This is a genomic window from Nocardia sp. NPDC059177, from assembly GCF_042755165.1.
GTDB lineage: Bacteria > Actinomycetota > Actinomycetes > Mycobacteriales > Mycobacteriaceae > Nocardia.
Genome location: NZ_JBHZBX010000002.1, coordinates 85,055 through 97,594, shown reverse-complemented (window position 1 = coordinate 97,594; position 12,540 = coordinate 85,055). Strand labels below are relative to the sequence as shown.

The 12,540-nt window shown below is 68.4% G+C and carries 9 protein-coding genes; 3 read left to right on the top strand and 6 right to left on the bottom strand.

The features are described 5' to 3' along the window. Positions 1–424 precede the first annotated feature (424 nt). From ACFXK0_RS03610 to ACFXK0_RS03600, 3 genes are all read left to right on the top strand, one after another. Positions 425–1,366: a ParA family protein gene (locus ACFXK0_RS03610; RefSeq protein WP_379408468.1), complete on the top strand. Its 942-nt coding sequence runs from the start codon at positions 425–427 to the stop codon at positions 1,364–1,366. A 34-nt stretch (positions 1,367–1,400) separates the two neighbouring features. After that, positions 1,401–2,432 (top strand): ParB/RepB/Spo0J family partition protein, encoded by a 1,032-nt coding sequence (locus tag ACFXK0_RS03605; protein ID WP_379408161.1) that lies wholly within the window; start codon positions 1,401–1,403, stop codon positions 2,430–2,432. 98 nt (positions 2,433–2,530) lie between these two features. Further along, entirely contained in the window at positions 2,531–3,253 is a 723-nt protein-coding gene (locus ACFXK0_RS03600) for a GNAT family N-acetyltransferase (protein ID WP_379408160.1), read from the top strand. 46 nt (positions 3,254–3,299) lie between these two features. On the opposite strand, the gene ACFXK0_RS03595 is transcribed toward ACFXK0_RS03600, so the two are convergent. The 6 genes from ACFXK0_RS03595 to ACFXK0_RS03570 all read right to left on the bottom strand — a co-directional run bounded on the left by ACFXK0_RS03595 (position 3,300) and on the right by ACFXK0_RS03570 (position 11,646). Next, positions 3,300–4,493 carry an N-acetylmuramoyl-L-alanine amidase gene (locus ACFXK0_RS03595; RefSeq protein ID WP_379408159.1) on the bottom strand — a complete coding sequence of 398 codons (1,194 nt, stop codon included), beginning with the start codon at positions 4,491–4,493 and terminating at the stop codon, positions 3,300–3,302. Positions 4,494–4,628: 135 nt separating this feature from the next. Beyond that, positions 4,629–4,961 (bottom strand): thioredoxin, encoded by a 333-nt coding sequence (gene trxA / locus ACFXK0_RS03590; protein ID WP_379408158.1) that lies wholly within the window; start codon positions 4,959–4,961, stop codon positions 4,629–4,631. A gap of 26 nt (positions 4,962–4,987) precedes the next feature. After that, complete coding sequence (trxB, locus tag ACFXK0_RS03585) at positions 4,988–5,962, bottom strand: thioredoxin-disulfide reductase (RefSeq protein ID WP_379408157.1); 975 nt, start codon at positions 5,960–5,962, stop codon at positions 4,988–4,990. 94 nt (positions 5,963–6,056) lie between these two features. Next, positions 6,057–6,878 carry a hypothetical protein gene (locus ACFXK0_RS03580; RefSeq protein WP_379408156.1) on the bottom strand — a complete coding sequence of 274 codons (822 nt, stop codon included), beginning with the start codon at positions 6,876–6,878 and terminating at the stop codon, positions 6,057–6,059. 84 nt (positions 6,879–6,962) lie between these two features. Further along, positions 6,963–7,595: an RNA polymerase sigma factor SigM gene (gene sigM / locus ACFXK0_RS03575; protein ID WP_379408467.1), complete on the bottom strand. Its 633-nt coding sequence runs from the start codon at positions 7,593–7,595 to the stop codon at positions 6,963–6,965. Positions 7,596–7,851: 256 nt separating this feature from the next. Then, positions 7,852–11,646, bottom strand: a complete 3,795-nt coding sequence (locus ACFXK0_RS03570; protein WP_379408155.1) for a murein biosynthesis integral membrane protein MurJ — start codon at positions 11,644–11,646, stop codon at positions 7,852–7,854. Positions 11,647–12,540 lie beyond the last annotated feature (894 nt).

The following is a 12,540-nucleotide window of genomic DNA, read 5'->3' as shown; positions in this document are numbered from 1 at the left end:
GTTGCTCCGACGGAGAGTCGGAAACAGGCTCCGAGAAGCCTGCTGCACGAGCTGATTCGGTCAACCCGGCGCGTGTTTCACGTGGAACGCGGGCGGGCGCGCTGCGATGATTCGGCACCGCCCCTCCCCCGGTGTTTCCCGTGAAACAACTTCGCCGGGGGCGGAATTCGACACAGTCGGGCGTGTCCTCGCCGCCGTGCCGCGATTCAGCTTTCCTAACTGTCGTAGTGCTGGCAAGCTGTTCACAGTCGGGCGTGTGCCTCTGAACCACGGTGATGTGGATGATGCCACGCCGCACTGATATGCGATGACACGGCGCCGACGCTCGGTCGGGTACGTGATCTGAAGTTTCTCGGGTTAGGAGCAGTCTATGTCGAGCGGTCCGGCGAATGTTTCACGGGAAACAGCGTCGCGGGTCCCGGGGATGCTGGATTCCAGCAACTTCGACGCGGAGACGTTCGGGAATACTCCTTTCGGGCACATCTCCCCGGCCGAGACCCCGATCGCGGCGGAAGCGCAACGCGCCAGCCAGATTCTGCATCCAGGAAAGGTCACTGTGCCGAAACCCCGCGAGCAACGGATCATCACCATCGCCAACCAGAAGGGCGGCGTCGGTAAGACGACGACCACGGTCAATCTCGCTGCTGCGCTAGCGCATCAGGGCATGACGGTGCTCGTCGTCGATCTCGATCCGCAGGGCAACGCGAGTACCGCGCTGGGCGTCGCGCACCACTCCGGGGTGCCGTCCAGCTACGAGCTGCTGATCGGTGAGGTCGCGGTCAAAGATGCGATCCAGCAGAGCCCGCACAGCGAACGGCTGCTGTGCGTGCCGGCCACCATCGACCTCGCCGGCGCGGAGATCGAACTGGTGTCGATGGTCGCCCGCGAGGGTCGGCTGAAGACGGCGATCCACGAGGCGGCCATCGCCGGTTACGACATCGATTACGTCCTCATCGACTGCCCGCCCTCCCTCGGCCTGCTCACCGTCAACGCACTCGTGGCGGCCAAGGAGGTGCTGATCCCGATCCAGTGCGAGTACTACGCGCTCGAGGGCGTCGGCCAGTTGATCCGCAATATCGGCCTGGTGCAGTCGCATCTCAATCCCGAACTCCACGTGTCGACCGTGCTGCTGACGATGTACGACGGCCGCACCAAGCTGGCCGACCAGGTCGCCGAAGAGGTGCGCAACCACTTCGGCGATGTTGTGCTGAAGTCGATGATCCCGCGCAGTGTGAAGGTTTCGGAGGCGCCGGGCTACGGGATGACCGTGCTCGATTACGATCCGGGTTCCCGTGGCGCGATGAGCTACATGGACGCCGGCCGGGAACTGGCGAGTCGCGCTCAGCTGAAGCAAGACGCGTCGTAGTGGTGTGTTGGAACGAGGAAGGGATCGGTAGCCGATGAGTCAGGCGAAAAAGGGCGGTCTCGGTCGCGGATTGGCCGCGTTGATCCCGACGGGTCCGGCGGCGACGCCGGGTCTCAGCAGTGCCGCGGCGAGCGTGATCGGCATCAATCCGATCGGGCCGCAGCCGGCCGAGGCGTTCCTGCATCGCGTTCCGGATGCCGAACCGGAGCCGGAGCCGGCCGCCGAGCTGGTGTCCCCCGGCGACGCGGTGTACCGCGAGATCCCGGCGGATCAGATCGAGCCGAACCCGAAGCAGCCGCGTTCGGTCTTCGAGGAAGAGGCGCTGGCCGAGCTGGTGCACTCGATCCGCGAGTTCGGTTTGATGCAGCCGATCGTCGTGCGTCGCGTCGCGCCGGGGGCCGACAAGTTCCAGTTGGTCATGGGCGAGCGCCGGTGGCGCGCGTGCCAGGAAGCCGGACTGGCCACCATTCCGGCGATCATCCGCGATACCGCCGACGGCTCGATGCTGCGCGACGCGCTGCTGGAGAACATCCATCGCGTCCAGCTGAACCCGCTCGAAGAGGCGGCCGCCTATCAGCAGCTGCTCGAAGAGTTCGATGTCACGCACGAGGAATTGGCTACCCGAATCGGGCGGTCCCGACCCGTCGTGACGAATATGATCCGATTGCTGAAGTTGCCGATTCCCGTGCAGCGTCGGGTGGCGGCCGGAGTTCTCTCGGCCGGCCATGCCAGGGCGCTGCTCGGTCTGGATGCCGGGGCGGACGCACAGGAAGTGTTGGCGGCGCGGATCGTCGCCGAGGGACTATCGGTGCGAGCCACCGAAGAAGCGGTGACGCTCGCCAATCGCAACCCCTCGGAGGTCGCTCCCCCGGCGCCGAAGCGCAAGCCGATTCACATGCCGGGTCTGCAGGAAGTGGCCGAGCGGCTGTCGGGTTCTTACGACACTCGCGTCACGGTCAGCCTCGGTAAACGTAAGGGCAAGATCGTAGTGGAGTTCGGCTCCGTCGAAGATCTCGAGCGCATTGTGGCGCTGATGGAGCAAGCAGGCCCTGAAACGTCACTGTGACGGGGACCTCCCAGCCTAATTGAAAGAGGCGGCATTACTGTGGATAGTGATGTGGCGTGAGCGTGGATGAATCGGATAGCTGGAGGCTGAGCAGAGCAGTGTCGACCAGCGTCACGGCATTGACCCTCGACGGACTCGATCGGCTTCCGGCGCACACCCGGCGGTGTGTGTTCTGGGAGCTCGATCCGGCCGTCGCTGCCGACTCACACGCTTTCAGTGATCCGGTTTTCGAAAAGGAAGCCTGGCTCTCGACCGTGATGCTCGAATGGGGTTCGTGCGGTCAGGTGGCTCAGGTCGACAACAATATCGCCGGCTGCGCCCTGTACTCGCCCCCGAGTGCGGTGCCGCGGTCGTCGCTGTTCCCCACCTCCCCCGTGAGCCCGGACGCGGTCCTGCTGACCACGCTGCAGGCCGAATTCCCCTACGACGAGGCCGATGTAGCCCACCGGCTCGTGCAGGCGGTGGTGGCCGATCTGGTGCGTCGTGGCGTGCGCGCGCTGGAGGCGTTCGGCATTCGCAACGGACCGCCGACCAGCGCCCTGGCCGACCGTGGCCTCGGTTCGTCGATGCGGCTGATGGAACGGATCGCGGCTCCGCTGCGTGATCCGGCGGCGGCCACTCAGTGCACGCCCGAAACCTGCATGATCGACGCCGATTTCCTCACCGACGTCGGTTTCGAAGTGGTGGCCCCGCATCACCGCTTCCCCCGGCTGCGCCTGGAGCTCGACTCCGATCACGGCTGGAAGGAAGACGTCGAACACGCCCTCGACCAACTCCTCGCGCAGGCGCAGCTGCGATTGGTGACCACCGGCCAGGTCTGACGACAAACGGCCCCTGGAAAACCAGGGGCCGTTTTCGTAGGAATCCTCAGACGCGCGGGGCGGGGACGCTACCTGACTCCGCGGCGGCGAGTTCTTCGGCGAGGAGTTCGGCGAAGGTGTAGGTGCCGGTGGGCTGGTCGTCCTGGCCGAGGAGGTAGAGCCGCTTCACCGAGATGAGGATGGCTTCGGCGATCACATCGCGCATGCGCGGATTGGTCAGCACCGAGGCGTCGTAGTCGTTGGTGAGGTAGCCGAGGTCGACCTGCACGGTCGGCATCTTGGTGAGCCGCAACAGATCCCAGGTGCGCTGGTGGGTCCGGCAGTCCTGCACCGAGGTGCGGGCGACGACCTCGCGCTGGATGAACCCGGCCAGCACCTGCCCGATCATCGACACCGAGCCGTGCGAGTTGCCGAAGTAGAAGCCGGCCACGCCCTTGGCGGACGGGTTGTCGCTGGTGGCGCAGCGCAGCGAGATCATCAGGTCGGCGTCGAAGTCGTTGGAGGTTTCCGCGCGTTCGGCATCGGTGGGGTTGGCGCCCCACGGCCGCGACAGGAAGGTCTCCATGCCGGTGGCGGCCATCCGGCCCTCGAGCCGGGAGGCCAGATCCCACAGGATCTCCGACTCGAAGACGTCACCGAACTCGGTCGGCACCGCGAAACCCTTGTCCGGGCCGCCGAATCCGGGATCGATCACGATCCGCTTGCCGGTGAGCTGCGGGCCCGCCCGGTGCACCACCTCTTCCTCGGCGATGCGGTGCGGGTTGCCGCCGGTGACGCGGGCGCCGAGCAGATCCAGCGAGCGCAACGTGTCCGGACCGCAGATACCGTCGGCGGACAGGCCGATCTCGCGCTGGAAGGCGCTGAGTCCCTCGTGGGTGTGCGGGCCGAAATAGCCGTCGACGCGGTACACGTAGAAGCCGAGGTCCTGCAGCTTGCGCTGCAGGGTGGCCACGTCGTCACCGTAGAGCGGGGCGGACAGTTGATAGATCAGCGTGCGAGCACCCAGGCGGTAGGAAGCTTCCTTCAGCGCGCGATAGGTGGCCGGACCGACCACCCCGTCGACGAGCAGTCCGCGTTGCTGCTGGAACGCCCGCACCGACGAATCGAGCGGACGATCGAACACCGCGTCGGTGTCCTTCCAGGAGTCACCGTGCGGCGAATGCAGGAAACCGAGGCTGGCGAGGGTGCTCCGAACCTCTGCTACGGCTGGTCCTGAATCGCCGTGACGAAGTCGGTGCATGCGTGAGAGCCCTTTCCTTCGGCCGGAGCGTCCGTCGATTGTCTCAGACCCGGGCCGTATTGCGGGAATCCCGGGTGCAGGCATCCTACGGCGCGTCGGCCGGTAGGAGGCGCTTTTGTCAGATGCCGTCCGGCCCTAGATGAGGCCGTCCAGCTCGCGCAGCAGCGCCGCCTTACCCTTGGCGCCCACGATCTGCTTCACCGGCTTGCCCCCCTGGAACAGGATCATGGTCGGCAGCGACAGGATCTGGTAGTCGCGGGCAATGCCGGGGTTGGCCTCGGTGTCGAGCTTGGCGATCGTCAGCTTCTCGGCGTGGGTGCCCGCGATCTCCTCCAGCACGGGGGCGACCATCTTGCACGGGCCGCACCAATCGGCCCAGAAGTCGACCAGCACCGGCTTTTCGCTGAGCAGGACGTCGTCGGCGAAGGACTGATCGGTGACGGTGATGGTGTTGGCGCTGTCGGCCATGGGGTGTCTCCTAGCGAGGGGTGGAACTAGTTGGCGGAGCCGTCGGCGTTGGCAAGGGTGTTGGCGGTGATGTCGCCCTGCTCGGCGAGCCAGCGCTCGGCGTCGATCGCGGCGCGGCAGCCGGTGCCCGCGGCGGTGATCGCCTGCCGGTAGGTGTGGTCGACCAGGTCGCCCGCGGCGAAGACGCCGGCGACCTCGGTGGCGGTGCCCGGATCATTCACCTGCACATAGCCTTCCGCGTCGAGCGCGACCTGGCCCTTGACCAGTTCGCTGCGCGGGTCGTGGCCGATGGCGACGAACAGGCCGGTCGCGGCCAGCTCGGACTCCTCGCCGGTGCGGGTGTCGCGCAGGGTCAGGCTGCTGACGCTGTTCTCGCCGTTGACCTTCGCGACCTCGGCGTTGAGCACGAACTTGATCTTCTCGTTGGCCTTGGCCCGCTCGAGCATGATCCGCGACGCGCGGAACTCCTCGCGACGGTGCACCACGGTGACGCTCGAAGCGAACTTGGTGAGGAAGGTGGCCTCCTCCATGGCGGAGTCGCCGCCGCCGACCACCACGATGTCCTGGCCCTTGAAGAAGAAGCCGTCGCAGGTGGCGCAGGCGCTCACGCCGCGGCCGAGCAGGTCTTGCTCCCCCGGCACGTTCAGGTAGCGCGCGGCCGAACCCATGGCCAGGATGATCGCGTAGGCCTCGTAGGTCTCCTCGCCCACGGTGACCTTCTTGATCGGGCCGGACAGGTCGATCGCGTCGACGTCCTCGGTGCGCAGGTCGGCGCCGAAACGCTTGGCCTGCTCACGCATCTGCTCCATCAGATCCGGGCCCATGATGCCTTCGCGGAAGCCCGGGAAGTTCTCCACCTCGGTGGTGGTCATCAGGGCGCCACCGAACTGGGTGCCCTCGAAGACCAGGGGCGACAATTCGGCGCGGGCGGCGTAGACGGCGGCCGTGTAGCCGGCGGGTCCCGATCCGACGATGATCAGGTCGCGAACTGGCGTGCTCATGGGGGCCTTCCGAAAGACGAGCTGGGACGTGTCGGTCAACAACAGCCTAAACGGTGTTGTTCCCGGTGCGACGCTGCTCCCGCGACAGGTCGGCTCAGCCGATGTCGCGCAGCGCGAGCTGCTGCGGCGCACCGGTGGTGCAACCCGGGCCGACGACCAGCGCGGTAATGGTCGGCACGGCCGGCCCCTGCACCAGCACCAGCACCGCGTCGTCACCGCGGAAGGTGATGCTCGACGCACCGAGCACGCCGCGGTCGATGCCGTTGGCCTGCACACAGCGGGTGAGCGCCGTCTCGTCGGACAGTGGGCCGCGCACCTCCCGTTTGCCGAGCGCGCTGAGCGCGGCGGCGGTGGTGAGTTCGTCACCGGACGGGTCGGGGGCCGGGGCGGCGGTCGGGGTGCCCGCGGTGGTGTCCAGGGTGGTGATCACCGCGCCCGCCCCGGCCAAGACGACGACAGCGGCGGCGGCCGCGGCCAGCAGACCCATCCGGCGCCGGGAGCGGGATCGGTAGGCGTCCAGCGAGATCGGCGCCGGGCTCGGCGGCGCGGTGCCGAGTCGCTCGGTGGGACCGTCGTTTAGTGCGGTGGACAGCCGTTCGGTTGGCCCGTCGTCGAGTTCGGCGGCGGGTGCGGTGGTGAGCCGTTCGGTTGGCCCGTCCCCCGCGTCGAGTTCGGCGACGAAGCGGAACATGCGGTCGGCCACGTCGTCGGGCATGCGGTGCACGACGCGGTCGTCGGTGCCCAAGGCGCGTAGGTGTGCGTTGACTTCGTCGAGTTGGTTCAGGTAGCGCAGCGCGTCGGGGTCGGTGCTGACCTGGGGCCACAATTGCTCGCTGAGTTCGGGCGCGAGATTGTCGGCGTGCAGATCGGCCAGCAGTTCCGACGGGAACGGCGGCTGCGGCACGGATCGGGCCACCCTCGCACCTCCCCTGTTCTGTCGATATCGGATCGCAGGATTTACATCGCTGACTTGTTCGTCACTGTTAATGACGCATCCCGACTAGATCCGGTTCCCTGGATCCCGGAAAAATTCCAAACGTTCTTGCAAACGTACGCGCGCCCGGGAGCAACGGCTCTTGATCGTGCCCTCCGCCACGCCGAGCGCGGCGGCGGTCTCGGCCACGCTGCGGCCTTCCATCTCGGTCATCACCAGGGCCAACCGCTGATCCTCGGGCAGCGTGAACAACGCCTCCGCCACCACCGTCGACAACTCGTACTCGGCGAACTCGTCGCGCGGCTCGACCGCCTCGGGCATGGTGTCGGGTGTGATCGAGATCGCCCGGCGGGTCTTGTTGCGCCGGATCCGGTCCAGGCAGGCGTTGACGACGATGGCGTGCAACCAGCTGCGCACCTCGGCCTCGGCGCGGAACGAGCTCGCGGTGCGGTGCGCCGAGAGCAGCGCGTCCTGCAGCGAATCGGCGGCGTCCTCGCGGCTGTAGGAGGTACGCAGCGCCGTCTGCCACAGATGGTCCTGGTGCCTGCGCAGCAGTTCGGCGAACGCGTGCGGCGGCGCACCGCGCACATGGGCGGCCAGTAACTGCTTATCGCTGCTGTTCTCGAGAAACGAACGATCATGGGCCGCGTTCGGCCGAGTTGTCCCCCCACGGACTTGCTCGTTGACTTCCGGCGACAACACCTGACCCCTTGGACAGCGCTCATTACGGCGACAACACGTCGGCGAACGAGGCCGAACCATCACCTGACTACACGCGGCGTCCAGGACCGACGTCGACAGATCCTGGGTAGCTCCCTGCCGGGAGCGCGGCTGTGATCATATCGCCGATAACAATCGTGCACCAACCGGACCGCGGTTCGGTGAACAGCGGCTCTCGATCCGGAAACAGGCGTCGACCAGCGCTGATGGCGGTGGGAGGAGGTGCGGCGCGGGGCTAGGGCGCGGCGTCGAAGCGGACCTCGGCGATCGAGGTCTGGAACTGACCGCCCGAATTGGCCAGTCCGGTGATCCACACGAGCACGAAACGAGCTGCCTGATCGGTCTGCACGGCGATATCGGTGACACCCTCACCGAGTTCCGCCGAACCGATCAGCTGGGTCTGGTCGAGCGTGGGCGTCTCGGTCGGCGAGGTGCGGATCTCGACCTTGCTGCCCGCGCTGGGCGAGTCGATCGAGACATTGGTCAGCTTCGCCGGCGTGGGCAGGGTGGCCAGCAGGCCGACGCCCTTCTTGAGCGCCGGGAACTGCTGGAAGTACTGATCGGTGCGCCACAGCGTGGTCGGGTTCTGATCCAGGATCGCGCCTGCCGACTCCGCCCCGTCCGGGGTGCCCTCCGGGGAGAACACCGCGGCGCCGGTGACCGGCACCGGCACACTCGTCGACGACGGCTTCGGTTCCTCGGCGGGCGGCGCCGACGCGGCAGGCGGCGGCGCCACACTCGAGGTGAGCCCGATATTGATCTGCTGGTCCAGTGGCTTGTCCGAGGCCCCGGGCGCGAAGATGCTGACCATCCACCAGATCAGGATGCCGACCACCAGCGCGGCCAGCACACCGAGCCCGACCATGATCCACATCATCCGCTTGGAGCGTTCCCGCTCGGCGGCGAGCAGTTCCGGATCGGCCAGCGAATCGGGACCACTGGCCACCGCCCGCTGACCCAGCCGCAGCACCGGGATGAAATCGGTCTTCTGATCGACGACCGAGGCCTGCTCGAGCACGTGCTGCACAGTCGCCGCCGTGCGCACGCCCTTGTTCGACTCCAGCGAGCGGACCGCGACGGCCGAGATCTCGAACGGCACCTCGGGCCGGATCTGACGCGGCTCCACCGGCGTGCCGTCGGGGCCGAAATCGGCCAGGTGCAGGCCGCCGATGGTGGCCGCGCTGCCGGTGACGCCACCGACCCGGATCGGCCAGCGCGCGGTGATCAGCGCGTAGAGCATGGCGCCGAGACCGCGCACATCGGACTGCGCGTCGGAATCGCCGAGCGTGCCGGGGAAGGCCAGCACGGCGTCGCCGGAGGCGCTGATCCGGATGCGGTCGGGGTGATCGATCGACAGCGAGCCGCCGCCGCGATGAGCGAGTTCGGCCGCCGAGGCCAGCGCGCGGATGGCCCTGGCCGCGCCGATCGGCGATGGCACCGTCTCGGCCATCTCCCGCAGCGACCGGCCCGGGGTCCACTCGGCGACCACGATGCCGCCGGAGCTGCCACGCACCACGTCGAGGACCCTTGCCAGACCGGGCGAGTTGATCCGGCCGAGGCGCAGCGTGCGCGACAGGATGGCCTGCGGGCCGTCGTGGCCGGAGTTCTCGCCGGACTTCTGGTCGGCGTCGACGAAAGTCAGCGCGACCTCGCGGTCGAGCTTGATGTCGAGCGCCTGCCAGAACCGCAGCCCGCGCGCGCCGCCGTGTCCGGCCAGCAGCCGGTACCGGCCGCCGGCGACGGAGGCACCGGGGATCAGCTTGGGGCCGCGCTGGGACCGGCGAGCGTCGGCCGGCGGTACCGGGATCGGCAGCATGCCGGTGTCGTAGGCCGGATCGTGTGGCGGCATGGCCTGGGAATTCGCCGCTTTGTTATGCGGCGATTCGGCGTCGTCGGGCGTGTCGGCATGGTCGGATCCCATGGCGCCGGACGCGGCAGGATCGACATCGGTGGACATTCCTCCTGCTGCGCGCGCCGCAGAATCAGCGGCCGGGTCGCCGCCCACCGCGTCATCGCTCACCCTCGGTCCTCCTTCGAGCTGATCTTTCGAGGTTATGGCGAATTCGCCACCCGTGTCGGTCTGCCGAACAGCGTACGGGAACTGGGCCTGACCGGTGATGTCAACAGAGCCCGGCCGGATGATGGGCAGCACCATCGTCTGGGTGTCCAGCGAATGCTCGTAGGACGGGAACGCGTAGGTGTCGGGCCTGCGCAACACGGTGGTCGCGTAGATGTCGTCGGACGGCGTGTCGTCGAGACCCAGATCCGGCGCCGGGTCGGTGATGCCGAGCCGGCGCGAGATCGCCACCGTGATCGCCACGACCTCGGGAATCCCGGCCAGCCGCATCAGCGCGAACGCCACCGAGAACATCACCAGCGCGCCGACGAAGACCCGCAGCAGCGAGGCGAGGCCGCCGTCGAGCTGGTTCATCCGGGTCACGGTGTCGACGATGAGCATCACCGCGCCACCCGCGATCGAGGCCAGCAGCACCCGGGTGACGGTCCGGCCGACATTGGCCATCCGCAGATCACCGAGGCTGCGGTGCAGCAGCATGCCGCCGATCACCGCGCCCGCGGTGAAGCCGAGGCCGGTGGCGACGCCGAGGATGATCACCACGTCGTCGCTGTTGCGGGCCAGGATCGGCGCCAGCGAGGAGAACAGGATCTTGATCGCGGTGATGCCGAGGATGATCCAGGTCGGGGTCCAGGCCTGTTCGCGGGCGTAGAACACGCGCAGATGGATGAGCACCAGCGAGTACGGGATCAGCGAGAACGCCGACCAGCTCACCGCGGCGCCCAGGCGTTCGGCGTCGCCGGCGAAACGGGCGTAACCGTAGAGTGCCTCGCCGACCTGCGGTCCGGCCAGTGTCAGGAAGGTGACGACCGGGATCAGCGCGATCATCGTCAGCCGGGTCGCGACCGAGAGATCGTCGACCACGGCCGGGGTGTCGTCGGCGGCGGCGTTACGGCTCAGGCGCGGCATGATCGCGGTCAGCAGGGTCACCCCGAGCACGCCGTAGGGCAGCTGCAGCAGCAGCCAGGCGTTCTGGAAGATCGCCGGGCCCGCTTCGTCGGCCGAGGACGCGATGTGGTTCGCGACGACCAGGCCGACCTGGCTGATCAGCACGTACAGGATGATCGCGCCACCCATCCGGCCGAACTGCTTGAGCCGGGCGTCCACGCCCCACAGCGGCCGCAGATTGATCCCGTGCCTGCGGATCGCGGGTAGCAGGCTCAGCGCCTGGGTGGCGACACCGGCGGTGATGCCGATGCCGAGAACCAGCAGTTTCGGATCGCCCATCTTGACCGGATCGAGGCTGATCTCGCCCGGTGTGAGCGCGTAGACGGCCAGCACGACCAGCACGACGACGTTGTTCAGCACCGGTGCCCACGCACCCGGTTTGAACGCCTGTCTGGTGTTGAGAATGGCCGTGAACAGCGCGGACATGCCGTAGAACAGGATCGCGGGCACCAGCAGATAGGTGAGCGCGGTGGTGAGCTCGGTGTTCACCTTGCCGTCGGCGGCGACGAACACATGGGTGGCCAGGATCGGGGTCGCGGCCAAGGTCAGCACGGTGGCGGCGAAGAGCACGGTGAACGCCGCGGTCACCAGGCGGCGCACGAAGGCGGCGCCGTTGTCGGCGTCCTCCTGTTCGGCGCGGATGAGTGTGGGCACCACGATCGCGGTGAGCACGGCGCCGAGCACCAGTTCGGCGATCATGTTCGGGATCAGGTTCGCCGAGGTGAACGCCGAGGCGATGGCCGGGCCGAGCACGGTCAGTAACAGCAGCTGCTTGGCGAACCCGGTGATCCGGCTGATGAGTGTCGCGACCGCGATCGACCCGGAATCCTTGAGCAGCTTCGCGTTGGCGCTCTGCGCGGTCTCCGGCTTGTCGGCCTCGACCTTCTTCGGCCGCGCGATCCGCTGCGTCTTCGCCGAGGCGTTGTCCTCGACGGGCTGCCGATCGCGCCCGCGCTCGCCGCCGCGACGTGGGCGCTCGGACTCGGCGCCGAACGGTGTGCCCGGCATACCCGGATACGACGGCGGCGGCACCGTCCTGCGACCCTGCGGACGTCCCGGCGCATCGGGACGGCGATCACCGTGCCCGGCTCCCTGCTCAGGGCGCCGCTGCCGAGGAATGGCTCCGGACTGCGCTCCCCTGGCCGCAACACCGGGCTGACTCTGCTGCGCAGGGACGCTCGACTGCGCGCCACGAGCCGCCGGCTCACCCGGCCGATCGGCAGGACCGCGCCGGCCCGGTGGCTGCTGCGGGGAATCGCCCGGCTGCGCGCTGTAGGCCAACGGCGCACCGGGCACTTGCCCATCGCCACGGCCAGTCCCTGGCTGCTGCGGGAATTCGCCCGATTGCGGGCCGCGCGGCGGTGCCTCACCGGGGTACTGGCGACCATCGCGCCGGGGAGGCTCGCCGGAAGGGCCGCGGCCGCCGTATTGCTGGGGGAATTCGCCTGATTGCGGGTCGCGTGGGCGAACCTCGTCCGGGTTTCGTCGGCGAGGTTCACCCGGGAGGTCGCGAGGACCGAATCGCGGCGGCGGGAACTCGCCGGCTGGCCCGCGCTGGGGTGCCTCGGCGGGGTGGTTCTGGTCGGCAGGTTGCGCCGAATCGCCGGCGCGACTGTCCAGGCCGGGACGTTGTCCTGCTCGTGGGTGCTGCGCCTCGGGGCCACCGGGGCGGTGCCCGCCGCGAGGATCGGGACCACCAAGACGCTGCTGCGGTCCGCCGGGCTGAGGTTGCAGGGGGAACTCGCCCGATCGTGGGCCGAGCGGTTGCCCGGGGCCACGGTGCGACGGTTCGCCAGAGCGTGCGGCCTGGCCGGGGCGCTGCTGTTGCGCAGCGCCGGGGCGGTCGGTGAATCCGGCGCGGTTCGGGTACTCCGGTTCGCCGGGGCGTGCGGCCGGGCCTGG